Source organism: Streptomyces sp. Xyl84 (genome assembly GCF_059731885.1).
In genome coordinates this window covers 4,787,836-4,811,623 of sequence record NZ_AP029182.1, presented here as the reverse complement: position 1 = coordinate 4,811,623, position 23,788 = coordinate 4,787,836, and the positions used below count along the sequence as shown (strand labels likewise).

Annotated in this window: 17 protein-coding genes; 9 read left to right on the top strand and 8 right to left on the bottom strand. The window is 72.6% G+C overall.

The genetic code is table 11. The features are described from left to right. Positions 1 to 78: 78 nt before the first annotated feature. Both AC6I72_RS20880 and AC6I72_RS20875 read left to right on the top strand, forming a co-directional pair. Entirely contained in the window at positions 79 to 3,396 is a 3,318-nt protein-coding gene (locus AC6I72_RS20880; protein WP_498002637.1) for a S8 family serine peptidase, read from the top strand. Positions 3,397 to 3,948: 552 nt separating this feature from the next. Further along, complete coding sequence (locus AC6I72_RS20875; RefSeq protein WP_498002636.1) at positions 3,949 to 4,965, top strand: aspartate-semialdehyde dehydrogenase; 1,017 nt, start codon at positions 3,949 to 3,951, stop codon at positions 4,963 to 4,965. 26 nt (positions 4,966 to 4,991) lie between these two features. Here AC6I72_RS20875 and AC6I72_RS20870 read toward each other — a convergent pair whose 3' ends face one another. After that, positions 4,992 to 5,552: a DUF1203 domain-containing protein gene (locus AC6I72_RS20870; protein ID WP_498002635.1), complete on the bottom strand. Its 561-nt coding sequence runs from the start codon at positions 5,550 to 5,552 to the stop codon at positions 4,992 to 4,994. A 112-nt stretch (positions 5,553 to 5,664) separates the two neighbouring features. Here AC6I72_RS20870 and pepN point away from each other — a divergent pair, with 112 nt between their 5' ends. Continuing rightward, a complete protein-coding gene (gene pepN / locus AC6I72_RS20865; protein WP_498002634.1) occupies positions 5,665 to 8,244 on the top strand; it encodes an aminopeptidase N in 2,580 nt (859 codons plus the stop codon). A 336-nt stretch (positions 8,245 to 8,580) separates the two neighbouring features. Here pepN and AC6I72_RS20860 read toward each other — a convergent pair whose 3' ends face one another. The 3 genes from AC6I72_RS20860 to AC6I72_RS20850 all read right to left on the bottom strand — a co-directional run bounded on the left by AC6I72_RS20860 (position 8,581) and on the right by AC6I72_RS20850 (position 12,303). Further along, complete coding sequence (locus AC6I72_RS20860; protein WP_498002633.1) at positions 8,581 to 9,501, bottom strand: LysR family transcriptional regulator; 921 nt, start codon at positions 9,499 to 9,501, stop codon at positions 8,581 to 8,583. A gap of 49 nt (positions 9,502 to 9,550) precedes the next feature. Beyond that, positions 9,551 to 10,375: a DMT family transporter gene (locus tag AC6I72_RS20855; protein WP_498004757.1), complete on the bottom strand. Its 825-nt coding sequence runs from the start codon at positions 10,373 to 10,375 to the stop codon at positions 9,551 to 9,553. 401 nt (positions 10,376 to 10,776) lie between these two features. Next, positions 10,777 to 12,303 (bottom strand): FAD-dependent monooxygenase, encoded by a 1,527-nt coding sequence (locus AC6I72_RS20850; RefSeq protein ID WP_498002632.1) that lies wholly within the window; start codon positions 12,301 to 12,303, stop codon positions 10,777 to 10,779. Between the two features lie 592 nt (positions 12,304 to 12,895). Here AC6I72_RS20850 and AC6I72_RS20845 point away from each other — a divergent pair. Continuing rightward, positions 12,896 to 13,543: a TetR/AcrR family transcriptional regulator gene (locus AC6I72_RS20845; RefSeq protein ID WP_498002630.1), complete on the top strand. Its 648-nt coding sequence runs from the start codon at positions 12,896 to 12,898 to the stop codon at positions 13,541 to 13,543. A 158-nt stretch (positions 13,544 to 13,701) separates the two neighbouring features. Here the strand turns inward: AC6I72_RS20845 and AC6I72_RS20840 are convergent, their stop codons facing one another. The 4 genes from AC6I72_RS20840 to AC6I72_RS20825 all read right to left on the bottom strand — a co-directional run bounded on the left by AC6I72_RS20840 (position 13,702) and on the right by AC6I72_RS20825 (position 17,471). Beyond that, positions 13,702 to 13,962, bottom strand: a complete 261-nt coding sequence (locus AC6I72_RS20840; RefSeq protein WP_498002629.1) for a hypothetical protein — start codon at positions 13,960 to 13,962, stop codon at positions 13,702 to 13,704. Positions 13,963 to 14,044: 82 nt separating this feature from the next. After that, positions 14,045 to 16,291, bottom strand: a complete 2,247-nt coding sequence (gene malQ / locus AC6I72_RS20835; protein ID WP_498002627.1) for a 4-alpha-glucanotransferase — start codon at positions 16,289 to 16,291, stop codon at positions 14,045 to 14,047. Beyond that, positions 16,292 to 16,570 carry a hypothetical protein gene (locus tag AC6I72_RS20830; RefSeq protein ID WP_498004756.1) on the bottom strand — a complete coding sequence of 93 codons (279 nt, stop codon included), beginning with the start codon at positions 16,568 to 16,570 and terminating at the stop codon, positions 16,292 to 16,294. 364 nt (positions 16,571 to 16,934) lie between these two features. Then, positions 16,935 to 17,471 carry an HNH endonuclease gene (locus AC6I72_RS20825; protein ID WP_498002626.1) on the bottom strand — a complete coding sequence of 179 codons (537 nt, stop codon included), beginning with the start codon at positions 17,469 to 17,471 and terminating at the stop codon, positions 16,935 to 16,937. 347 nt (positions 17,472 to 17,818) lie between these two features. Here AC6I72_RS20825 and AC6I72_RS20820 point away from each other — a divergent pair, with 347 nt between their 5' ends. From AC6I72_RS20820 to AC6I72_RS20800, 5 genes are all read left to right on the top strand, one after another. After that, positions 17,819 to 18,922: a mechanosensitive ion channel family protein gene (locus AC6I72_RS20820; RefSeq protein ID WP_498002625.1), complete on the top strand. Its 1,104-nt coding sequence runs from the start codon at positions 17,819 to 17,821 to the stop codon at positions 18,920 to 18,922. Positions 18,923 to 19,293: 371 nt separating this feature from the next. Next, positions 19,294 to 20,505 (top strand): ROK family transcriptional regulator, encoded by a 1,212-nt coding sequence (locus AC6I72_RS20815; RefSeq protein ID WP_498002623.1) that lies wholly within the window; start codon positions 19,294 to 19,296, stop codon positions 20,503 to 20,505. A gap of 97 nt (positions 20,506 to 20,602) precedes the next feature. Further along, the gene (locus tag AC6I72_RS20810; RefSeq protein ID WP_498002622.1) at positions 20,603 to 21,940 is read left to right on the top strand and encodes an ABC transporter substrate-binding protein; all 1,338 of its coding nucleotides are present in this window, start codon (positions 20,603 to 20,605) and stop codon (positions 21,938 to 21,940) included. A 7-nt stretch (positions 21,941 to 21,947) separates the two neighbouring features. After that, positions 21,948 to 22,889 carry a carbohydrate ABC transporter permease gene (locus tag AC6I72_RS20805; protein WP_498002621.1) on the top strand — a complete coding sequence of 314 codons (942 nt, stop codon included), beginning with the start codon at positions 21,948 to 21,950 and terminating at the stop codon, positions 22,887 to 22,889. A gap of 2 nt (positions 22,890 to 22,891) precedes the next feature. Continuing rightward, positions 22,892 to 23,788, top strand: a complete 897-nt coding sequence (locus AC6I72_RS20800) for a carbohydrate ABC transporter permease (RefSeq protein WP_498002620.1) — start codon at positions 22,892 to 22,894, stop codon at positions 23,786 to 23,788.

Genomic DNA, 23,788 nt, shown 5'->3' with positions numbered 1-23,788 from the left:
GTCCAGCACCGATTTCCGGACGATCGCGATCACAACCGGTCGCGCCTCGCCTGGTTCCTCCACCGACAAGGGATGCCGATGACCTCCGACTCCCCCCGCGCCCCGGGCGCCAGACGCCTGGCCCGCATCGCCGCGGCCACCGGCGTGGTGGCCGCGCTCTGCGCGGCCGGACCGCTGCCCCTGGCCGCCGCCGCCGAGGGCGGTCCCGTCCCCTCCGGCCCGGCCGTCCGGCCGGCGAGCGCGAAACTCGGCGCCGACGACGCCGGTCTGCTCGCCACGGCCAAGGCCGACGGCGCCAAGAACGTCACGATGATGATCGCGACCGCGCCCGGGAAGACCGAGCAGGTCACCCGGCAACTGGACGCGGTCAGGGGCGGCTCGGTCGGCCTCACCCACGACGGGCTCGGCTACGTCCGCGCCACCGTGCCGACCGCCGCGGCCGACTCGGTGATCAGCGCGGCCGAGAAGCTGTCCTCGGTGCACGCCATCGACCTGCGCCAGGAGATACCGCTCGACGACCCGGCACCCGACGCGGGCACCTCCGAGAACGCGCAGGGCAAGAGCGCGCGGGGCAAGGGCGACAGCGCCGCCTACCCCGCGCCCGGCAGGAACACGCCCGCGGCCAACCCGTACAACCCGTCCTTCGAGACGGGCGCCGTCGACTTCGTGCGCCGCGACGCGCAGGCGGACGGCCGGGGCGTCACCATCGGCATCCTCGACTCCGGTGTGGACCTCGGTCACCCGGCGCTCCAGCGGACCACCACCGGCGAACGCAAGATCGTCGACTGGGTGACCGCGACCGACCCGATCATCGACGGCGACGCCACCTGGCGCCCGATGGTCAACCCGGTCTCCGGGCCGGCCTTCACCTACGGCGGCCAGAGCTGGAAGGCCCCGGCGGGATCGTACGAGATCAGCACCTTCAAGGAGTCCGCGACCGCGGGCGGCGACGCCAAGGGCGACGCCAACCGCGACGGCGACACCACCGACTCCTGGGGCGTCCTGTACGACCCGGCGGCCGGCACCGTCCGCGTCGACCTGAACAACAACAACGACTTCACCGACGACACGCCGATGAAGCCGTACAAGGACGGTTTCCAGGTCGGCTACTTCGGCACCGACGACCCGAAGACGGACGTCGTCGAGCGGCAGCCGTTCGTCGTGCAGATCCGCAAGGACGTGCCGATGGACCCCTACGGCGGGTCCTGGACCGGCAAGAAGGCCGACTTCGTCAACATCGGCGTCATCGAGTCCGAGCACGGCACCCACGTCGCCGGCATCACCGCCGCCAACGGCCTGTTCGGCGGGAAGATGAACGGCGCGGCCCCCGGCGCGAAGATCGTCTCCTCGCGCGCCTGCACCTGGAGCGGCGGCTGCACCAACGTGGCGCTCACCGAGGGCATGATCGACCTCGTCGCGAACCGCGGCGTCGACATCGTCAACATGTCCATCGGCGGCCTGCCGGCCCTCAACGACGGCAACAACGCGCGCGCCGAGCTGTACACCCGCCTGATCGACACCTACGGCGTCCAGCTCGTCATCTCCGCGGGCAACTCCGGCCCCGGCGCCAACACCATCGGCGACCCGGGCCTGGCCGACAAGGTGATCTCGGTCGGCGCCGGCATCTCCAAGGAGACCTGGGCCGCGAACTACGGCTCCGCCGTGCGGACGCAGTACGCGATGATGCCGTTCTCCTCGCGCGGCCCGCGTGAGGACGGCGGCTTCACGCCCACGCTGGTCGCCCCCGGCGCGGCGATCAACACCACCCAGACCTGGCTGCCGGGCTCCCCGGTCGCCGAGGCGGGCTACTCGCTGCCGGCCGGCTACTCGATGCTCCAGGGCACCTCGATGGCCTCCCCGCAGGCCACCGGCGCCTCCGCGCTGCTGCTGAGCGCCGCCAGGCAGCAGCACATCGACCTGACCCCGGCGAAGCTGCGCACCGCGCTCACCTCGACCGCCCACCACATCCCGGGCGCCCAGGCCTACGAGGAGGGCGCCGGCCGGATCGACGTCGTGGACGCCTGGAACGCGATCCGCCGCGGCGCCGCCGCCCACGAGTACACGGTCCGGGCCCCCGTCGACACCGCGATCGACTACGCCCTGAAGACCCCCGGCTACGGCACCGGCCTCTACGACCGCGAGGGCGGCCTGAAGGCGGGCCAGAAGAAGACCTACGACATCACGGTCACCCGCACCTCCGGCCCGGACCGGGCGGTGTGGCACACACTGCGCATCGCGAACAACACCGGCCACACCTTCCGTGTCGTCGGTTCGCCCCTGGTGCGGCTGCCGCTGAACGAGCCGGTGACCGTCAAGGTGCAGGCCGCTCCCCGCTCGGCGGGCCTCAAGAGCGCGATCCTGGAGGTCGACGACCCCTTCACCACCGGCGTCGACCAGCAGATCCTCACCACCGTCGTGGTCGCGGACCCGGTCCGGTACACCTACTCCGACACGTCCTCGGTGGAGCGCAACAGCACCCGCTCCTACTTCCTGACCGTGCCCGAGGGCGCCAAGTCGCTGGAGGTCGCGATCGGCGGGCTGAAGGACAAGAGCCAGACCCGCTTCATCGCCGTCCACCCCTACGGCGTCCCGGTCGACAACACCTCGACGCCGTACTGCTACAACAACTACCTGGACGGCAACGGCTGCAAGCCCGACGTCCGCTCCTACGCCGACCCGCAGCCGGGCGTGTGGGAGGTCGAGGTCGAGGCGCGCCGCACCTCGCCGCTGCTCGACAACCCCTACCGGCTGGACGTCGCCGTGCTGGGCGCGTCCTTCGACCCGCAGACCGTGACCGTGCCCGAGGCGAAGGCCGGCACGCCGGTCACCGCCTCCTGGAAGGTGACCAACGCCTACGCCGCCCTGGACGGCAAGCTGGTCGGCGGTCCGCTGGGTTCCGCCAAGTCGGACCGGCCCACCGTGCGCAACGGTGAGAAGCAGACCACGACCGTGACCGTCCCCGAGGGCGCCAAGTCGCTCGATGTCGCCATCGGCGGGGTCTCGGACAAGTCGGCCGACCTGGACCTGGTGGTCTACGACGCGAACGGCAAGGAGGCCGCGAAGTCCGCGGACGGCGACTCCGAGGAATCGGTGTCGATCGCCTCGCCGGCGGCCGGCACGTACACCGTGGAGGTCACCGCGTACTCGGTACCCTCCGGTTCCACGGCGTACGACTACCGGGACGTGTTCTTCTCCGCCGCGCTCGGCACCGTGTCGGTGGACGAGTCGGCGGCGGTCAAGCTGGGCACCGGGGCGTCGGCGACGGTGACCGGCCAGGTCACCGCCGCGGCCCAGGCGCCCGAGGGACGCGAGTTCTTCGGGCAGGTGCAGCTGGTGAACGCGCGGGGCACCGTGGCGGGCACCGGCAGCGTGAAGATCGGCAAGGTCCTGCCGTAACCACGGCGACCGGCCGGTGGCCGCCACGGCCACCGGCACCGGTCGGACCGGCGGGACCGGCGGGACCGGTGGGACCGGTGTGACCGGTGGGACCGGTGAGACCGGTGAGACCGGTGAGACCGGTGAGACCGGTGAGACCGGTGAGACCGGTCGGGGGCGGGCGTCCGTGCGGGCGCCCGCCCTTCGCCGTTCCCGGTCGCCGCCGCCCTTCGCCACACCCGGCCACCCCGGCCGCCCGGCCGCCCGCCCTCCGCCGCCCGTGTCGTTGCGTACGTCACATCGCCGTATACGGCCGGATCGCACGGGCAGGCACCGAGCAGCACAGCTTGCGGTCGGCGCGCCCGGGCGGGCGAATTTCTGCAGCTCACCCGGGGTGCCCGCCGCAGAACCGCAACCGCGCGGCTGCCGGACTCGTCCCTTTCTGCGGGACGCCGGCGGGCACGCGGCGCAAAGAAGTGGACACCCGGGCCGGGGTCGGCCGCATGATGGAAAGGCCGCGGCCGGGCGACACGCACGGCACACGCACGTACAGCACACGCCAAGGGAGACACCGTGAGGGTCGGAATCGTCGGAGCCACCGGTCAGGTCGGCACGGTCATGCGCAGGATCCTCACGGAGCGCGACTTCCCGCTCACGGAGCTGCGCCTGTTCGCCTCGGCCCGCTCGGCGGGGACGGTCCTGGACGGCGTGACGGTGGAGGACGCGTCGACCGCCGACTACACCGGCCTGGACATCGTGCTGTTCTCGGCGGGCGGCGCCACCTCCAAGGCACTGGCCGAGAAGGTCGCCGCGCAGGGCGCCGTGGTGATCGACAACTCCTCGGCCTGGCGCCGCGACCCGGACGTGCCGCTGGTGGTCTCCGAGGTGAACCCGCACGCCGTCGCGGACCGCCCCAAGGGCATCATCGCCAACCCGAACTGCACGACCATGGCCGCGATGCCCGTGCTGAAGCCGCTGCACGCCGAGGCGGGGCTTCAGGGCCTGGTCGTCGCCACCTACCAGGCGGTGTCCGGCTCGGGCCTCGCGGGCGTGGCCGAGCTGCACGGCCAGACCCAGAAGGTCGTCGCGGACGCCGACAAGCTGACCCACGACGGCGCGGCCGTGGACTTCCCCGAGCCGGCCGTCTACAAGCGCCCGATCGCCTTCAACGTGCTGCCCTTCGCCGGCAACCTCGTCGACGACGGCCTGAACGAGACCGACGAGGAGCAGAAGCTCCGCCACGAGTCCCGCAAGATCCTGGAGATCCCGGAGCTGAAGGTCTCCGGCACCTGCGTGCGCGTACCCGTCTTCTCCGGCCACTCCCTTCAGGTCAACGCGCGTTTCGCCCGCCCGATCAGCGTGGAGCGCGCCACCGAGCTGCTGGCCGGCGCCCCGGGCGTCGCCCTCTCCGACATCCCCACCCCGCTCCAGGCCGCCGGCCAGGACCCGTCCTACGTCGGCCGCATCCGCCGCGACGAGACGGCGGGCAACGGCCTGGCGCTGTTCGTCTCCAACGACAACCTGCGCAAGGGCGCGGCCCTGAACGCGGTGCAGATCGCGGAGCTGGTGGCGGCCGAGCTGAAGGGCTGACCCGCCGGCCGCCGCCCGCCCCGGCGTCAGGGCCTGCGCACCTCGTAGAGGAAACAGCCGTACTCGACGGCCCGGACGTGGACCAGTGCCACGTCCGGGTCGTCGAACGCCTGCGCGAGGGCAGTGGCGAGGTGGGCGGTGCCCGGCTCCACCAGCCGCCCGCCCAGGATGCGTCCCGCGGCCGAGTAGCGGCGCACCACCCGGTGCGCGTTCGTGAAGGGAAGGCCCGCGCCCTCCGGCCCCGCGCTGCCCGGCCCCGCGCCCTCCGGCCCAGCCCCCCGCGGCCCCGCGCACTCCCGCCCGTGGACGAAGACGGGCCCCTGCTCGTCGTACGCCCCCGGCGCGGCGCCCGTCTCGGCCGCCCAGCGCCGCAGCGGCGCGTAGCTGACCAGCGCGATCACCTCGCCCGGCTCGCTCCTGCGCAGGCAGCACCGCAGCGGCGCGCCGCCCTCCTCGTCGGTGAACGGCGCCGCCGGGCGTCCGGCGTCGTCCCGCTCCCGCAGTTCCGCCAGCACGGCCGGGCCGATGGCACGGGCGCGGCCGGCCGACCGCTCTTCCACTTCTCGCATCGCTTCCGCTGTCGTCATGCCTCCAGGCTCGCCTGTTCGAACGCCGTCCACCGGCGGAAATCGGTCGTCGCGTCGGGCGCGGGTCGCATGGAAGGATGACGCAATCCACACATCACGAGGAGATGACCGCGTGCCTGGCACAAACCTGACTCGCGAAGAGGCGCAGCAGCGGGCGAAGCTGCTCACCGTTGACTCGTACGAGATCGATCTCGACCTCTCCGGCGCGCAGGAGGGCGGTACCTACCGGTCCGTGACCACGGTGCGCTTCGACGTCGCCGAGGACCGCGCCGAGTCCTTCATCGACCTGATCGCCCCGGCCGTCCACGAGGTGACCCTCAACGGCGACGCGCTGGAGCCGGCGGAGGTCTTCAAGGACTCCCGCATCGCCCTGCCCGGCCTGCTCCAGGGCCGCAACGTCCTGCGGGTCGTCGCCGACTGCGCCTACACCAACACCGGTGAGGGCCTGCACCGCTTCGTCGACCCGGTCGACGACCAGGCGTACCTGTACACGCAGTTCGAGGTGCCGGACGCCCGCCGGGTCTTCGCCTCCTTCGAGCAGCCGGACCTGAAGGCCACCTTCCAGTTCACCGTGAAGGCGCCCGAGGGCTGGACCGTCGTGTCCAACTCGCCCACCCCCGAACCGCAGGACAACGTCTGGGTGTTCGAGCCGACGCCGCGCATCTCGACGTACATCACCGCGCTGATCGTCGGCCCGTACCACAGCGTGCACAGCACGTACGAGAAGGACGGGCAGTCCGTGCCGCTGGGCATCTACTGCCGGCCCTCGCTCGCCGAGTTCCTCGACGCGGACGCGATCTTCGAGGTCACCCGGCAGGGCTTCGACTGGTTCCAGGAGAAGTTCGACTACGCCTACCCGTTCGCCAAGTACGACCAGCTCTTCGTGCCCGAGTTCAACGCGGGCGCGATGGAGAACGCGGGCGCGGTCACCATCCGCGACCAGTACGTCTTCCGGTCCAAGGTGACCGACGCGGCGTACGAGGTGCGGGCGGAGACGATCCTGCACGAGCTGGCCCACATGTGGTTCGGCGACCTGGTCACCATGGAGTGGTGGAACGACCTGTGGCTGAACGAGTCGTTCGCCACCTACACCTCCATCGCCTGCCAGGCGCACGCCCCCGGCTCGCGCTGGCCGCACTCGTGGACGACCTTCGCCAACTCCATGAAGACGTGGGCCTACCGGCAGGACCAGCTGCCCTCCACCCACCCGATCATGGCGGACATCAACGACCTGGACGACGTCCTCGTCAACTTCGACGGCATCACCTACGCCAAGGGCGCCAGCGTCCTCAAGCAGCTGGTGGCGTACGTCGGCATGGACGAGTTCTTCCGCGGCGTGCAGGCGTACTTCAAGCGGCACGCCTACGGCAACACGCGCCTGTCCGACCTGCTGGGCGCCCTGGAGGAGACCTCCGGGCGTGACCTGAAGACCTGGTCGAAGAAGTGGCTGGAGACGGCCGGGATCAACATCCTGCGCCCGCGGATCGAGACGGACGCCGACGGGGTCATCACCTCCTTCGCCGTCCGCCAGGAGGCCCCCGCCCTGCCCGCGGGCGCCAAGGGCGAGCCGGTGCTGCGCCCGCACCGCATCGCGATCGGCCTGTACGACCTCGACGAGGCGAGCGGCAAGCTGGTGCGCGCCGAGGACGGCCGGATCGAGCTGGACGTGGACGGCGAACTGACCGCCGTACCGCAGCTGGCCGGCCGGCGCCGTCCGGCGGTCGTCCTGCTCAACGACGACGACCTGTCCTACGCCAAGGTCCGCCTGGACGAGCAGTCGCTGGCGTTCGTCACCGAGCACCTCGGCGACTTCGCGTCCTCGCTGCCGCGCGCCCTGTGCTGGGCCTCCGCCTGGGACATGACCCGCGACGGCGAGCTGGCCACCCGCGACTACCTGTCCCTGGTGCTGTCCGGGATCGGCAAGGAGTCCGACATCGGCGTGGTGCAGTCGCTGCACCGCCAGGTGAAGCTGGCCATCGACCTGTACGCCGACCCGGCCGCCCGTGATGCCCTGCTCACCCGCTGGACCGACGCCACGCTGGCCCACCTGCGCGCCGCCGAGGCGGGCAGCGACCACCAGCTCGCGTGGGCGCGCGCCTTCGCGGCGACCGCCCGCACCCCCGAGCAGCTCGATCTGCTCAACGCCCTGCTGGAGGGCACGCAGACCATCGAGGGCCTGGCCGTCGACACGGAGCTGCGCTGGGCGTTCGTGCAGCGGCTCGCGGCGGTGGGCCGGTTCGACGAGGCGGAGATCGCCGGCGAGTACGAGCGGGACAGGACCGCCGCCGGTGAGCGGCACGCGGCCACCGCCCGCGCCGCCCGGCCGACCGAGGAGGCCAAGGCGGAGGCCTGGGCGTCGGTCGTCGACTCCGACAAGCTCCCCAACGCCGTCCAGGAGGCGGTCATCGCGGGCTTCGTCCAGACCGACCAGCGCGAGCTGCTGGCGCCGTACACCGAGCGGTACTTCGAGGTGCTCAAGGACATCTGGGCCTCCCGCTCCCACGAGATGGCCCAGCAGATCGCGGTCGGCCTGTACCCGGCGGTCCAGGTCGAGGAGGACACGCTGCGCCGCACCGACGAGTGGCTGGCCTCCGCCGCCCCGAACGCGGCCCTGCGCCGGCTGGTCTCCGAGTCGCGCGCGGGTGTCGAGCGCTCGCTGAAGGCCCAGGCGGCGGACGCGGCGGCGAAGTAGCGGCGGCGCGACAGGCGCGGTGGCGCGCCGTACGCGCGGCACGGCATGTGGGGGGGGGCGCCCGGTCTCGGCGGGGCGCCCCCCTTGCGGGTACGGCGCCCGGTCTGGGCCGGGGCTCCCTTGCCAGTGCGACGCCCGGTCCGGCCCGGGTGCCCCTGGGCGACGCCCGGTCCCTGGCCGGCCTTCCTGCGCGGCGCCCGGTCCCGGCCGGGTGCCCCTGCCGGTGTGACGCCCGGTACCGTCGGGCGCCCCACGTGCCGGTGCGGCGCCGGTCTCGGCCGGGTCCCCCCGCCGGCGCGGCGTCCCGTACCGGCCGGGGCCGCGGGCGTCCGGGGGTCAGGCCGGCTGTTCCTGGCCGGTGAGGCCGGCGGCCGCCGTCCGCAGGGCCGCCAGGACCGTCCTGCGCGCGGGCGCGTCCCGCGCTCCCTTCCGCAGGGCCGCGACCACGTGCCGGTACGGGCGGTCCGCGCCCAGGGCGCGCATCACGACCCCGTCCCGGCGCACGGCCGCCATGCGGGGCACGAGGGCCACGCCCATGCCCGCCTCCACCATCGCCAGGATCGCGGTCCACCCGGCCGCCGAGTGCCCCTGGTACGGGCTGAACCCGGCGGCCTCGCAGGCCGTCCGCGTGATGTCCGACCAGGGACCGCTGCCGCCGAAGATCCACGCCTCGGCCGCGAGGTCTGCCAGGCGCACCCGGGGCGCCGCGGCCAGCGCGTGGTCCGGCGGGAGGGCGAGGTCGAGCGGGTCGGCCAGCAGCGGCACCCGCGTGAAGCCCGGGTCCACCGGGGTCGGCGCGTGCGCGGCCAGCGACAGCGCGAGGTCCACCTCACCGGCGGCCAGCAGGTCGTACGCCTCGCCCGCCTCCGCCTCCCGCACCCGCACGGTCACCCCCGGGTGCGTCGCCCGCAGTGCCCGCGCGGCCGGCACGACGAGGGCGGGCACCGCGGTCGAGAAGGCCCCGACCCGCACCTCGCCGGTCTCTCCGTGCGCGTACGCGGACAGTTCGGCCTCCGCGCGCTCCAGTTGCTCGAACACCGCCTCCGCGTGCCGCAGCACGAGCCGGGCCGCGTCCGTGAGCCGCACCCGCCGTCCCTGCGCCTCCAGCAGGGGCACTCCGAGCTGGGCCGCCAGGTTGGTCAGCTGCTGGGAGACGGCGGACGGGGTCATGTGCAGCGCCTCGGCCGTCGCGGTCACGGTCCCCCGCTCCCCCAGCGTCCGCAGGATGCGCAGCTTCCGGATCTCCCACTCGGCCATGGCGGCAACCTATACGCCGCGGCCGGGGCGGGCGGCGCCACCGCGGGCCTCAGCGGCGCGAGGCGGTCCCGAGGACGACACCGCCGAGGATCAGCGCCATGCACAGCGCCTGCAGCGGGCCGACCGCCTCGCCGAGCAGCGCCCAGGAGAGCAGGGCCACGCAGACCGGCTGGAGGTAGTACACCAGTCCGGCGCGGGTGGGTCCGACGAGGGAGATCGCCTTGTTCCAGGAGAAGAAGGCGACGGCGGAGGACAGCACGCCGACGTAGAGGAGGGGCAGGACCGTGCCGGGCCGGACGTCGAAACCGCCCTGGACCGCGACGCTGGCCACCTGCACGGGCAGCAGCATGACGGTGCCGAACAGGAACGTGGTGAACAGGAAGGCGGCTCCGGCCAGTTCGGCGGGGCGGCGGCGCAGCAGGGCGCTGTAGGAACCGAACGAGCAGGCCGCCGCGATCATCCACAGGTCCCCGGCGGAGAACGACGCCGCGCCTCCTTTGCCGATGAGCAGCACCACACCCGCGCAGGCGGTCAGCAGGCCGGTGACCCGGCGCGCGCCGAGCCGTACGCCGCCCGCCCGTTCGAGGACCGCCATCAGCACCGGGGAGGCTGCCATGATCATGCCCATGTTGGCGGCCGGGGTGGTCAGTCCGGCCTGGTTGACCAGGGTGTTGTAGACGGTGACGCCGAGCAGGGAGGCCAGCAGCACGAAGCGCAGGTGGCGGCGGACCAGTGCGCGCTGCCGCCAGGCGGCGCGGGCACCGAAGGGGGCCACGGCGACGAGCGCCACGACCCAGCGCCAGAAGGCGTGCTGCACAGGCGGCACGCTGTCGTGCAGCGCCCGGGAGGTGACGAAGCTGCCCGCCCAGACCACGGTGGCGAGGGCGGCGAGCGCGAGGCCGAGTGCGGCCGGCCGGGGGGCGCGGACACCGGAGGGCGGGGCGGGGGTGCCGGAGGCGGGAGCGCCGGAGGCGGGGGTGCCGGGAGTGGGAGCTGGGGCGTTGGAGGCGGGGGCGTTGGACGCGGGGGCCGGGGGGCCGGAGGCGGGGGCGCTGGGGCCGGGGTTGCTGGGCGCGGGGGTGGGGGTGGGTGTGGTCCGGTGCAGGGCTTCGGCCACGTGGGTCCTTTCGCTGTGCGGGGGCGGGACGACGAGCCCACCGTGACAGCGACCGACCTGTCAGGTCCATCGAATCTTTTCGAGCATTCCTTTCAGCCCACCTGAAAGGTGCGGGAAGGGGCGGGTGAGGGGCAGCGCCGTTGCGACGCCTCTGCCGGTCAGCCCACGTGCCTGGCGAGCGCCGCCTCGATCGCGGCCGGGTCGGCCGTGTCCGCCGCCCAGGCCACGTAGCCGTCGGGGCGGACCAGCAGGGCCGTACGGCGCCCGCTCGCCCAGCGTGCGACGGCCAGCCGCCCGGCGCGGCTCTCCCCCGCCTCGTGGGCGTCAGGTGTCACGAGGGCGAAGCGGCCGCCGCGCAGCGCCTCGTAGAGCCGGCCGCCCCCGGCGAGCGCCACGTCCGGGGCCCGGACACCGACGAGCCGGTGCGAGCCGCGCGGCGCGCGGTACCGGTAGGCGATCCCGGTGACCTGACCGGCGGCCAGCCGGCGGGCCGGCGGGAAGACGTCGAGAACGGCGACGAGCGCGGCGCGCAGCGCCCGGGTCCAGGGACGCCTGGCCATGGCGAGCCGCACGATGCCACCGCTGCTGCGCAGCACGGCCCTGCCGACCGGATGGCGTTCGGCCTGGTAGGTGTCCAGGAGCGCGTCGGGTGCGCGGCCGGTGACGACCTGGGCGAGCTTCCAGCTGAGATTGGCCGCGTCCTGCAGGCCGGTGTTCATGCCCTGTCCGCCGGCGGGGCTGTGCACGTGGGCGGCGTCCCCGGCGAGGAGGACCCGGCCGACGCGGTAGGCGGGCGCCTGGCGCTCGTCGCTGTGGAAACGGGACGTCCAGCGGGCGTCGTGCATGCCGAAGTCGCGGCCCAGGGCGAGCCGGGTGATCTCCTTGACCTCGTCGAGCCCGACGGGCGTGTCGTCGGGCACGTCACGGTCGCGGCGCCAGCAGATGACGCGGTGGTAGCCGTCGCCGAACGGCGCGAGGAAGGCGAACGCGTTCCCGACCGCGTTGACGGTCAGCAGCGTCTCGAGCGGCTCGGCCAGCCGTACGTCCGCCAGGACGACGGAACGGATCACCGACCGCCCCGGGAACGGCAGCCCGATCCCCGCCCGCACCGCGCTTCGCATCCCGTCCGCGCCGACCGCGTACGCCGCCCGCAGCGCCCCGGTCCGCCCGTCGGCGCCCCGCACCTCCACGGTGACGCCGTCCGCGTCCTGGGACAGCCCGGTCACCTCGGTCTCGTAGCGGAAGTCCACCCCGTTCTCGGCCGCGCGCCGCTCCAGCACCTCCTCCACCTCGTACTGCGGCAGGACGAGGACGTGACGGTAACGGGAGGGCAGAGCGGTGAGGTCGATGGCGAGCCGGCCGAAGAGCTCCAGCCGGTCCAGGGGGCGGCCGACGGCCTCCAGGCGGTCGGCCAGGCCGCGGGCGTCGAGCATTTCGAGGGTGCGGGCGTGCAGGACGAACGCGCGGGAGAGGTTGCTGATCCGGTGCGGGCGCTTCTCGACGAGGGTGACGGGCACCCCGGCGGCGGCGAGGTCGCCGGCCAGCAGCAGCCCGGTGGGGCCGGCGCCTACGACGATCACGGGAGCGCTCACGGGAGAGGCCGGAGGGGCAGGCGAAGCCTCAGAGGTCTGAGGGGTGTGAGAGGTCTGAGAGGTTTGAGAGGTGGCAGAGGCAGGAGGGGTCATCGGGGCCTCCTCGAAGGCTACGCATAAGCCAACAGTTGTTGACCAACGTCCACTGCCAAGGTAACTCCGGGGCGGGAGCGCGTCAACGGTTGTTGGCATACGCGCGTGGGCGTACGGCTGTCGGCCTCCGCCTACGGGTCAACGCTCGTTGGTGCATGGCGGGTGGCCTGCGCTTACTGGCCCGCACCCGTAGGCCCACGGCCGTTGGCCAGTGCTTGCTGACCAACGGCCGCGGGCGGACATCCGTAGGTCTACGCATACCGACCAACATTTGTGGGCACGCGCGCAAGCGTTGACCTCCGCACGGAGACCAACGCCCGTTGATGCACACCCGGTGGCCTGCACAGGCGAGCCAGCACTCGTTGACACACGACCGTTGGCCTGCACAGGTGGGCCAGCACTCGTTGACACACGACCGTTGGCCTGCACAGGTGGGCCACCACTCGTTGACACACGACCGTTGGCCTGCACAGGTGGGCCACCACTCGTTGACACACGACCGTTGGCCTGCACAGCTGGGCCAGCACTCGTTGACACACGAGCATTGGCCTGCGCTTGTTGACAATACGCCCGTTGGCCTACGGTTGTTGGCATGCCTAGCCAAGCCTCACCCGGCCCCACCTCCGCCTCTTCGCCCGCCCCCGCCCCAGGCACCCCGCCCACACCGGCGGCTCCCGCCCCCGCCCCCGCCCGCCGGTCCGATGCCACCCGTGCCGCCATCCTCACCGCCGCGCGGACGCGGTTCGCGACGGACGGGTACGAGCGGGCCACCATCCGGGCGATCGCCAAGGACGCGCGGATCGATCCGTCCATGGTCATGCGCTACTACGGCAACAAGGAGGGCCTGTTCGCGGCGGCCGTCTCCGTCGACCTGCGGCTGCCGGACCCGTCGGCGCTGCACCGCGACGAGGCCGGCCACGCGCTCGTCTCCCACTTCCTGGCCCTGTGGGAGGAGAACGGCGAACTGACGGCGATCCTGCGGGTCGGGGTCACGAACACCGCCGGGGCCGAGCGGTTGCAGCGTGTGTTCCGGGAGCAGTTGCTGCCGGTCGCCCGCGCGCTGTGCCCGGATCCCGAGCAGGTGCCCGCGCGGGCGGCCCTGTGCGCGTCGCAACTGCTCGGACTGGCCCTCACCCGCTACGTCCTGCGCATCCCCGCGGCGGTCGCACTGGCGCGCGAGGAGGTCCTGGCGTGGCTGGCGCCCACCGTCCAGCGGTACCTGACGGCTCCCAGCCCCTGACGGCTCGCCCCCGCCGGCTCCCCGCCCCTGACGGCAGGCGGAAGAACGCACGGAGGGCGCCCGTTCCGCCCCGGTACGGCGTTGCGTACGCGGGGCGGGACGGGCGCCCTCGGTGGGAGACCAGCAGGTCCCGGGCGGACCGTGGCCGGAAGTGGGTGTCAGGCCTTGACGTCCACGTTCCGGCTGGTGCTCTGCTGCTTGTGGGACTTGTCCAGCACCATGACCAGACCCGCGATGATCACGAACAGGGCGAGCGGGATACCGACGAAGAGGCCCAGCGTCTCGGCGACGCCCAGACCCTTGCCGGGGTCGTCACCGTCGTCGCGGGTCACCGCGAGCGCGGGGGACGACATGAGCAGCATCATCAGCGTCGTACCGGCCGCCAGGGTGCCGGCGCGCAGGGCGTTCTTCTTGTCCACGATGCAAAAGTAGCGAACGCCGGAACGGGGCGCGCGTCCGGGGTGCCGTATGGACGCGGCAGCTGTCCGCGCGCCCCCGCGCTCACCCCTCCGCCCCCGCCGTACCACGCGCTCCCCCGTCCGCTCCCGTGCCTGCTCCCGTGCCCGTGGTCCCGGCGCGCAGCACGTCCGTCAGCGCGTGCAGGCGGGGTGCGGCGGCGAAGTCCTCCAGCGTCACGGGCCGGCCCTCGGCGTCGGCCACGGGCAGCCGCCAGTTCGGGTACTCGTACCAGGTGCCGGGAAGGTTCTGCGGGCGCCGGTCGCCGACGGCGTCGGGCAGCCAGAGGCCGACCATCCGGGCGGGGGTACGCAGCAGGAAGCGGTGCACGGCCCGGATCCCGGCCTCGATACGGGCCTCCGCCCCGGCCTCCTCCGCCGCACCGCCCCGGTCACCGACCCGGTCCCCGGCGTGGTGACCCGCCTGGTCCGCCTGGTCGCCGGCCCGGTGACCGTCCTGCTCGGCCTCCTCGAGCAGGCCCAGTTCGCCCAGCAGCGCCAGCCACTCCTCCGCATCGGCCGCCGCCTCCGCGCGTTCCTCCTCCAGGGAGCGGGTGAGCAGGCCGAGTCGGTGGCGCAGTGCGACGTGCTCGCCGGTGAGGCGGGCGGCGGTGGGCGGCAGGTCGTGCGTGGTGGCCGTCGCCAGGCAGTCGGCCCGCCAGCGCCCGGGCGGCAGGGGTCGGCCGTCGCCGTCCCAGTCCCGTTCGAACCACAGCACGGAGGTGCCGAGCACGCCCCGCCGGTCCAGGGTCTCGCGCACGCCGGGCTCGACGGTGCCGAGATCCTCCCCGATCACCACGGCCCCCGCCCGCGAGGCCTCCAGCACCAGGGTCGCGAGCATCGCCTCGGCGTCGTAGCGGACGTACGTGCCCTCCGTGGGCGGGCGGCCCTGCGGGACCCACCACAGCCGGAACAGGCCCATGACGTGGTCGATGCGCAGGGCGCCGGCGGAGCGGAACAGGGCGCGCAGCAGGCGGCGGAACGGGGCGTAGCCGGAGGCGGCGAGACGGTCGGGGCGCCACGGCGGAAGGCCCCAGTCCTGACCGCGCGCGTTGAAGGCGTCGGGGGGCGCGCCGATGGACATGCCCGCGGCGAAGTGGTCCTGCTGCGCCCAGGCGTCGGCCCCGCCGGGGTGCACGCCCACGGCGAGGTCGTGCACGATCCCGATCGGCATGCCCGCCTCGCGGGCGGTGCGCTGGGCGGCGGTGAGCTGCTCGTCGGTGAGCCAGGCGAGGCGGGCGTGGAAGTCGACGCGGTCGGACAGTTCGGCGCGGGCGCGGGCGGTGTCGGCCGAGCGGGGGTCCCTGAGTCCCTCGGGCCAGCGGCTCCAGTCGGGGCCGTGCACCTCGGCGAGCGCGCACCAGGTGGCGTGGTCCTGCAGTGCCCGGCCCTCGCGGGCGCGGAAGGCGTCGTAGGCGGCGGCGCGGCCGGGGCCCAGTGGTACCCGGTGCAGCACTTCCAGGGCCTGGCGTTTGAGGTCCCACACCGCGTCCCGGTCGATCAGGGCGCCCTTGTCGAGGACGTCGGCGCGCAGCCGTTCGGCCTGTTCCCGCAGGGCGCACAGCCGGTCGCGGTCGGTCTGGCCGGCGGCGTAGGGGAACTCGGGGACGTCCTCGACGCGCAGGTGCACGGGGTCGGGGAAGCGGCGGGAGGAGGGGCGGTAGGGCGAGGGGTCGGTGGGGGTGCCGGGGACGGCCGCGTGCAGCGGGTTGACCTGCACGAAACCGGCTCCGAGTGCCCGTCCGGCCCAGCCGCTCAGCTCGGCGAGGTCGCCCAGGTCGCCCATGCCCCAGGAGCGCCGTGAGAGCAGGGAGTAGAGCTGGACGAGCAGTCCGTAGGAGCGTTCGGGCGGGGTGGGGAGCCGGGGCGGGGCGACGATCAGGTGGGACTCGCCGGTGCGGCCGTCGGGGGCGGTGGCGGTGAGGCGGTGGACGCCCGGGGGGAGGCCGTCGGCGGTGCGGCGGGGCTCGCCCTGCTCGGTGACGACGGCGAGGCGGGTGCCGGCCGGCAGCGCGGCGAGGGCCTGCGCGGGGCCGCTGTCGCTCCAGGAGACGACGGTGCGGGGCAGCAGGCGTTCCCGCAGTTCGCGCGTGCGGGCGGTGAGCGCGGCGCGGGCCGCCGCGGGGCTGCTCGCGTCGACGTCCAGGGCGGCCAGCGCCGCGACGACGGCGGTGGTCGAGGCGGCCACCGTGCGCCCCGGTGAGGGGCTGTAGGAGGTGGCGACGCCGTGCAGCGCTGCGAGCCGGGTGAGGTCGTCGTCCCCGGAGGGCTCGGCCGGCCGTGGCGCTGTCATCTACCGCTCCGCGCCGCAGGGGTCGGTGTCGGCGGTGGACTCGCTGGTCAGCGGCGCGGCCTCGGCGAAGGGCGGCTCACTGGTCAGCGGTTCGGCGTCGGGCAGCGGCGGCTCGCTGGTGAGGGGGGCCTCGGCGTAGGCGGCCTCCGAGGTGAAGACGTCGGTGAAGGCGTCCGTCTGCGGCTCGTCGAGGTGGAGGCCGTCGGGGGTGGACGCGTCCGGGCGGTGGTCGGCGGGCGGCCGGTGCTCGGGGGCCGGACCCGCCCCGGGTTTGGGCAGGGCGGCCTCCGGCCCGGCCGGATCGGACAGGGCGGTGTCGGACAGGGCCGGGAGCAGAAGATGGGCCGGTGCGGTCACGGGTGTCTCCTTGTTCGAGGTGCGGCATCGAGCGGATTACCGCAGCCCTACCCAGTGCGCGCGAGGGCAGGCGCACCAATGCGAACTACGTGCTCCTGGTCACATTCCCCGCCACCCTTGCCCGGGCAAACCCGGCATAGAGCCACCATTCCCTGCCCGGCTTTCATCCTCGGGCCCGGGGCCCGCCCCGGCGGTCGGCGGGCGGCTGTTCACCGAGGGCGCGGCCGGCGTGAGCTGCCCCGCCCGAGCCGGGCGCCCTCCGATATGACCGCGAAGGCCCGGCTCGTCAGGCGGAGATGCCGTCGATCCGGGCCAGGGCGTCGTCCGCGCCGTAGGGCTGCAAGTAGGGCAGCCAGCGCGGGTCGCGGTGTCCGGTGCCGATGATGCGCCAGGCCAGACCGGTGGGCGGGGCCGGCTTGTGCCGCAGGCGCCAGCCCAGTTCGACGAGGTGGCGGTCGGCCTTGACGTGGTTGCAGCGGCGGCAGGAGGCCACCACGTTGTCCCAGGCGTGCTGGCCGCCGCGGGAGCGCGGGATGACGTGGTCGACGCTGGTGGCGACGCCGCCGCAGTACATGCACCGGCCGCCGTCGCGCGCGAACAGCGCCCTGCGGGTCAGTGGAACGGGCCCCCGGTAGGGAACCCGCACGAAGCGCTTGAGCCGGACCACGCTGGGTGCGGGGACGGTGACGGTCGCGCTGTGCAGATGGGCGCCGGACTCCTCGATGCAGACTGCCTTGTTCTCCAGCACGAGGACGAGCGCGCGGCGGAGCGGTACGACGCCGAGGGGCTCGTACGACGCGTTGAGGACCAGGACATGCGGCACAGGGGCCTCCTTGTACGCCGGCGGCGCGTGGCTCGCGCCGGGACGATCTGCAGTCAGTCTCCCCTCATGCCTGGTGAACGCGCCACCATGTCCCGGTAACGGGCTGGGAGTGTTTTCGACCACACCTCATACATCCCCCGGATCACGGTTCGCCCACACGGCCTGATCAGAGCGGGGTGCGCGCCCTGCCCACGGGATCCTCCTCGAAACTTCACGGGAACCCGCACACCGTGCCCCGTTAGTGTGGTTGCCCTGCCCGTCCGGTGACCTCTTCGTGACCCAGACGATATCGACTGCCGCGTTCGGATCGCGGCGCCGACGGGCGGACGCACCTGGAGGTACCTGCCGTGTCCTTGTCCGCCGTCCTGCCGGCCGCCGCCGGTTCGTCGCCGTCGCCGTCCCCCTCGGGGTCACCCTCGGTGACGGTGCCCACGCTCCAGGACGCCCAGGAGAGCGCGAACCAGGCCGCGAGCTGGGTCGAGCAGAACTGGTCCACGTGGCTGGCGATCGGCATGCGGGTCGTGCTGATCCTGGTGGTGGCGAGCGTGCTGCGCGTGGTGGTCCGGCGGGCCATCACCAAGCTGATCGAACGGATGAACCGCACCGCGCAGCAGGCGAGCGGCACCGCGCTGGGCGGTCTGCTGGTGAACGCGGAGCGGCGCAGGCAGCGCTCCGCCGCGATCGGTTCGGTACTGCGTTCGGTGGCGAGCTTCCTGATCATGGGCACGGCCGCGCTGATGGTGCTGTCCGCGTTCCAGATCAACCTGGCCCCGCTGCTGGCGTCCGCCGGTGTGGCGGGTGTCGCGGTCGGTTTCGGCGCGCGGAACCTGGTCACCGACTTCCTCTCCGGTGTCTTCATGATCCTCGAGGACCAGTACGGCGTCGGGGACACGATCGACGCGGGCGTCGCCTCCGGCGAGGTGATCGAGGTCGGTCTGCGCGTGACCAAGCTGCGCGGCGACAACGGTGAGATCTGGTACGTCCGCAACGGCGAGGTCAAGCGCATCGGCAACCTGTCCCAGGGCTGGGCGACGGCGGGTGTGGACGTGACCGTCAGGGCGAGCGAGGACCTGGACCGGCTCAAGGCGACGCTGAGCGAGGTCGCGGAGAAGATGGGCAAGGAGGAGCCCTGGAACGAGCTGCTGTGGAGCCCGATCGAGGTGCTCGGCCTGGACAGCGTGCTGATCGACTCCATGGTGGTGCGGGTCTCGGCCAAGACGATGCCGGGCAAGTCGACGGCCGTCGAGCGGGAGCTGCGCTGGCGCATCAAGCGCGCCTTCGACGCGGCCGACATCCGCATCGTGGGCGGTGCGACGGCCCCGGTGGACGAGGAGTCGGCCCCCGACCCGATGGCGGCGGTCGCCGCCCCGTCGGTGCACTCCGAACCGGCGTCCTCGGAGACCAGGACGGCCGCACCGGTCCCGCCGCAGCAGACGGCGGCCGGCAAGTAGGGGCACGGCCGCGGGGGCGGGACCAGGGGCGGGTCCGGCGGGGGCGGGTCCAAGAGGCGGGTCCGGCGGGTTCGGACGGGCGGGCAGAAGCCCAAGAGGCGGCCCGGTCCTCCGCAGCCGCAGCCCCGGGCCGTCCGCAACCGCAGCCGCAGCCCCGGACCGTCCGCAGCCGCTGCCGGGGGCCCTCCCCGAGAGCCCCCGGGTGCCACCCCCGCAACCGCCCCCGAAGCCCCCGCACATAACGAGTCCGTTGCCTCCCGTCCGCCCACTCTTGACGCCCCCTTCATCCCGGGCTTAGGTTCCTGGCACTCGAACAGTAAACTTTCCTAACAATGATCCTCGGTGATCTTCCAGTGCAGGGGGCGAGACGCATGGCAGGGACCACCGGCACACCGGGCACCCCGCGTGTCCTGCGCGCCATGAACGACCGGGCCGCCCTCGACCTGCTGCTGGAGCACGGGCCGCTGTCGCGCACCCGCATCGGCAAGCTCACCGGGCTGTCCAAGCCGACCGCCTCGCAGCTCCTGGCGCGCCTCGAGGCCGCCGGGCTGGTCCTGGCGACCGGCACCAGCGAGGGCCGGCCGGGGCCGAACGCGCAGCTGTACTCGGTCAACCCGGCCGCCGCGTACGCGGCCGGGCTCGACGTCAACCCGCACCGCATCCGCGCCGCGGTCGCCGACGTCACCGGCCGCACCGTCGGCGAGTTCCACCTGCCGACCCCCGGACGGCACCCCTCCCAGCCGGTCGTACGGCAGGTCACCGACGCGCTGGACGGCGCGGTGAAGGCGGCGGGCGTGGCCCGCGCCGACGTCCACCGCCTCGTCATCGGCACGCCCGGCGCCTTCGACCCCAACACCGGCCGCCTGCGCTACGCCTCCCACCTGCCCGGCTGGCACTCCCCCACGATCCTCGACGAGCTGGCCGCCGCGCTGCCGATGCCGGTGGAGTACGAGAACGACGTCAACCTCGTCGCCATCGCCGAGCAGCGCCTGGGCGCGGCCCGCGGCCACCAGGACTTCGTGCTGCTGTGGAACCAGGAGGGCCTCGGTGCCGCCCTGGTCCTGGGCGGCCGGCTGCACCGCGGCTGGACCGGCGGCGCCGGCGAGGTCGGCTTCCTGCCGGTTCCCGGCGCGCCCCTGTTCCGCCAGGTCACCAAGGCCAACAGCGGTGGCTTCCAGGACCTGGCCGGTTCGCAGGTCGTGCCGAAGCTGGCCCGCCGGCTCGGCATCGAGGACCTGCCCTCCGGCCCGTACGCCGAGGCCGCCGCCGAACTCGTCGCCCGCGCCGCCGACCACGCGGGCGGCCTGCACCGGGAACTCCTGACGGAGTACGCGACCCGGCTCGCCACCGGTCTGGCCTCCCTGGTGTCCGTCCTCGACCCCGAGCTGGTGGTGCTCAGCGGCAGCGCGCTCACCGCCGGCGGCGAGGTGCTGCGCGCCCTGGTCCAGGCCGAGCTGGAGGAACTGGCCGCCTCCCGGCCCCACCTGGTCGTGGGTGACGTACGAGAACGCCCCGTGCTGCGCGGCGCGCTGGAGAGCGCGCTCGCGGCCACCCGTGACGAGGTCTTCGACACCTCACGCTGAACCCCCGCGCCCCCTGCCGTCGTTCCCCCCGTTCCCCGTACTTACGTTCCTTCCCCCCCTTCCTCACCGCCCCCGCCCGTCCCAGGGAGATCCAGCCATGCCCGAAGTGTCCCGGAAAGCGGCCCTCGCGCTCGCCGCCTCCGCCTCCATCGCACTGTTCGCCACCGCCTGCACGGGCCAGCCGGACGCCGGTGCGAACGACGACGCCTCGAAAGACACGACGATCAACTTCTGGCACGCCTGGAGCGCGCCGAACGAGGTGAAGGCCGTCCAGTCGCTGATCGACGGCTTCGAGAAGGCGCACCCCAACATCCACGTCAACGTCGTCGGCAACATGACCGACGACAAGATGAACCAGGCGCTGCGCACCGGCGGCGACAAGGCGCCGGACGTGATCTCCTCCTTCACCACCAACAACGTCGGCAAGTTCTGTTCCTCGGGCGCGCTGGTCGACCTCAACCCCTTCTTCAAGAAGGCGGGCGTCGACCCGGAGAAGACCTTCCCGAAGGCGATGAACGAGTACACGCAGTTCGACGGCAAGCGCTGCACGGCGCCGCTGCTGGGCGACGCCTACGGGCTCTACTACAACAAGACGGCGTTCGACAGGGCGGGGATCAAGAGGGCGCCGAAGACCTGGTCCGAGTTCGAGGCGGACGCCAAGAAGCTGACGGTCCCCGACGGGGACGGCTACAAGCAGCTCGGTTTCATGCCGACCTACCACGGCTGGGAGTCCACGACCGAGCACCTCTTCGCGCAGTTCTCACCCGAGTACTTCGACGCGGACGGCAAGTCGAACGTCGCCAAGGACCCCGCCTTCGAAAAGGGTTACACCTTCCAGAAGAAACTCGTCGACGAACTCGGCGGGTTCCAGAAGCTGGAGAAGTTCCGCGCCACCCTCGGTGACGAGTGGGGCCCCAAGCACCCCTTCCACACCGGCCAGGTGGCCATGCAGCTCGACGGCGAGTGGCGCCTGGGCATGGCCGAGGAGGCCAAGCCGAAGTTCGAGGTCGGCGTGGCCCCGCTGCCCGTCCCGGACGACCAGGAGAGCCAGTACGGCAAGGGCTACATCACCGGCACCATCACCGGTATCGCCGCCACCAGCCACAAGCAGAACGCGGCCTGGGAATTCGTGAAGTACATCTCCACGGACACCGACGCGGTGGTCGGGTTCGCCAACGACATCCACAACGTGCCCTCCACCCTCGCCGCCCTGAAGTCCCCGAAGCTGAAGTACGACCCGCGCTTCAAGACGTTCCTGGACATCGCGGGCGACCCGAACTCGACGTCCACGCCCGCCTCCATCAACGGCGGCCAGTACCTGGTCACGATCCAGCAGCTCGGCTACGACTACGAGAGCGGCAAGCAGAACGACCTGAAGGCCGGCCTGGAGAAGGCGGCCCACCAGATCGACACGGACATCGCGCAGGCGGAGTAGGAAAGCGATGACCACCCTCACCCTGGCGTCCAAACGCCGCCGCGCGGCACTGAAGACCCTCGCGTTCATGTCGCCCTGGCTGATCGGATTCGCGGTCTTCTTCGCGTATCCGCTGATCTCCACCGTCTATTTCTCGTTCATGCACTACGACGGTTTCAACGCGCCTACGTTCAGCGGCACGAAGAACTGGACGTACGTCTTCGAGAACTACCCGCTGTTCTGGCCGGCCCTGCGCAACACCCTGTGGCTGGTGGTGATCATGGTCACCCTGCGGGTCGCGTTCGGGCTCGGCGTGGGCCTGCTGATCACCAAGATCAAGACGGCCACGGGCGTCTTCCGCACCCTGTTCTACCTGCCCTACCTGGCCCCGCCGGTCGCGGCGACCATGGCCTTCGCCTTCCTGCTCAACCCCGGCACCGGCCCGGTCAACTCCCTGCTGGAGAAGACCGGCATCCCCGCGCCCGGCTGGTTCAACGACCCCACCTGGTCCAAGCCGGCCCTGACCCTGCTCGCCCTGTGGGGCATCGGCGACCTGATGGTCATCTTCATGGCCGCGCTCCTCGACGTGCCCACCGAGCAGTACGAGGCCGCCGAGCTGGACGGCGCCTCACCCTGGCAGCGCTTCCGTTACGTCACCCTGCCGAACATCTCGCCGATCGTGATGTTCGCCGTGGTCACGGGCGTGATCCAGACGATGCAGTACTACACCCAGCCACTGATCGCCGGGAAGGTCGCCTCGGGCGTGATCCAGGGCGCCGGCACGATGTTCGAGCCCGGCTACCCCGACAAGTCCACGCTGACCCTCCCCCAGCTCGTGTACAACCTCGGCTTCCAGCGTTTCGACTACGGCTCGGCCTGTGTGGTGGCGCTGGTGCTGTTCGTCCTGTCCATGGCGTTCACCGCACTCCTGATGCGGCGCCGCGGCGGTCTCATGCAGGCAGGTGACTGACGATGACGCAGGTCCTGGACCACCCGGCCGCCCTGAAGAAGGCCCCCGCCTCCCCGGCCGGACGCACCGCCCGCCGCAAGGCGCTCCTGGAGTGGATCGCCGTCCACGCGCTCGGCGTGGCCACCGCCCTCTTCTTCGTGCTGCCCTTCGTGTTCGTGTTCCTGACCTCGCTGATGAGCGACAGCCAGGCACTCAGCCGCGACCTGATCCCGCACACCTGGGAGTGGGGCAACTACCAGAAGGTCTTCGACACCCCGGGCTTCCTCACCTGGTGGAAGAACACGCTCCTGTACGCCGGCCTGGGCACCGTCCTCACCGTCGTGTCCTCGATCCCGGTGGCCTACGCGCTGGCCAAGTTCCGCTTCCGGGGCCGCAACCTGTCGCTCATGCTGGTGATCTCGATGATGATGCTGCCCCCGCAGGTGGTCATCATCCCGATGTACCTGTTCTGGGCGAAGCAGCTGGACCTGTCCGGCACGCTGTGGCCGCTGATCATCCCGATGGCGTTCGGCGACGCGTTCTCCATCTTCCTGCTGCGGCAGTTCCTCATGACCATCCCGAACGAGTACCTGGACGCGGCGAAGGTCGACGGCTGCGGCGACCTGCGCACCCTGGTGCGGGTGGTGCTGCCGATGGCCAGGCCGGGCATCGCGGCCGTCGCCCTCTTCCAGTTCTTCTACGCCTGGAACGACTACTTCGGCCCGCAGATCTACGCCTCGGAGAACCCGGCCGCCTGGACCCTGTCCTACGGCCTGGAGTCCTTCAAGGGCGCCCGCCACACCGACTGGAACCTCACCATGGCCGCCACCGTGCTGGTCATGGCCCCCGTGATCCTCGTGTTCTTCTTCGCCCAGAAGGCGTTCGTCGAGGGCGTCACGCTCACCGGAGTAAAGGGTTGA

What these genes read in the sequence shown, in the direction of transcription:
- AC6I72_RS20800 (WP_498002620.1), top strand. Translation starts at nt 22,892, where the DNA reads ATGACGCAGGTCCTGGACCACCCGGCCGCCCTGAAGAAGGCCCCCGCC.
- AC6I72_RS20815 (WP_498002623.1), top strand. Translation starts at nt 19,294, where the DNA reads ATGGCAGGGACCACCGGCACACCGGGCACCCCGCGTGTCCTGCGCGCC.
- AC6I72_RS20805 (WP_498002621.1), top strand. Translation starts at nt 21,948, where the DNA reads ATGACCACCCTCACCCTGGCGTCCAAACGCCGCCGCGCGGCACTGAAG.
- malQ (WP_498002627.1), bottom strand. Translation starts at nt 16,291, where the DNA reads ATGACAGCGCCACGGCCGGCCGAGCCCTCCGGGGACGACGACCTCACC.
- AC6I72_RS20860 (WP_498002633.1), bottom strand. Translation starts at nt 9,501, where the DNA reads ATGGCCGAGTGGGAGATCCGGAAGCTGCGCATCCTGCGGACGCTGGGG.
- AC6I72_RS20850 (WP_498002632.1), bottom strand. Translation starts at nt 12,303, where the DNA reads ATGACCCCTCCTGCCTCTGCCACCTCTCAAACCTCTCAGACCTCTCAC.
- AC6I72_RS20845 (WP_498002630.1), top strand. Translation starts at nt 12,896, where the DNA reads ATGCCTAGCCAAGCCTCACCCGGCCCCACCTCCGCCTCTTCGCCCGCC.
- AC6I72_RS20870 (WP_498002635.1), bottom strand. Translation starts at nt 5,552, where the DNA reads ATGACGACAGCGGAAGCGATGCGAGAAGTGGAAGAGCGGTCGGCCGGC.
- AC6I72_RS20880 (WP_498002637.1), top strand. Translation starts at nt 79, where the DNA reads ATGACCTCCGACTCCCCCCGCGCCCCGGGCGCCAGACGCCTGGCCCGC.
- AC6I72_RS20810 (WP_498002622.1), top strand. Translation starts at nt 20,603, where the DNA reads ATGCCCGAAGTGTCCCGGAAAGCGGCCCTCGCGCTCGCCGCCTCCGCC.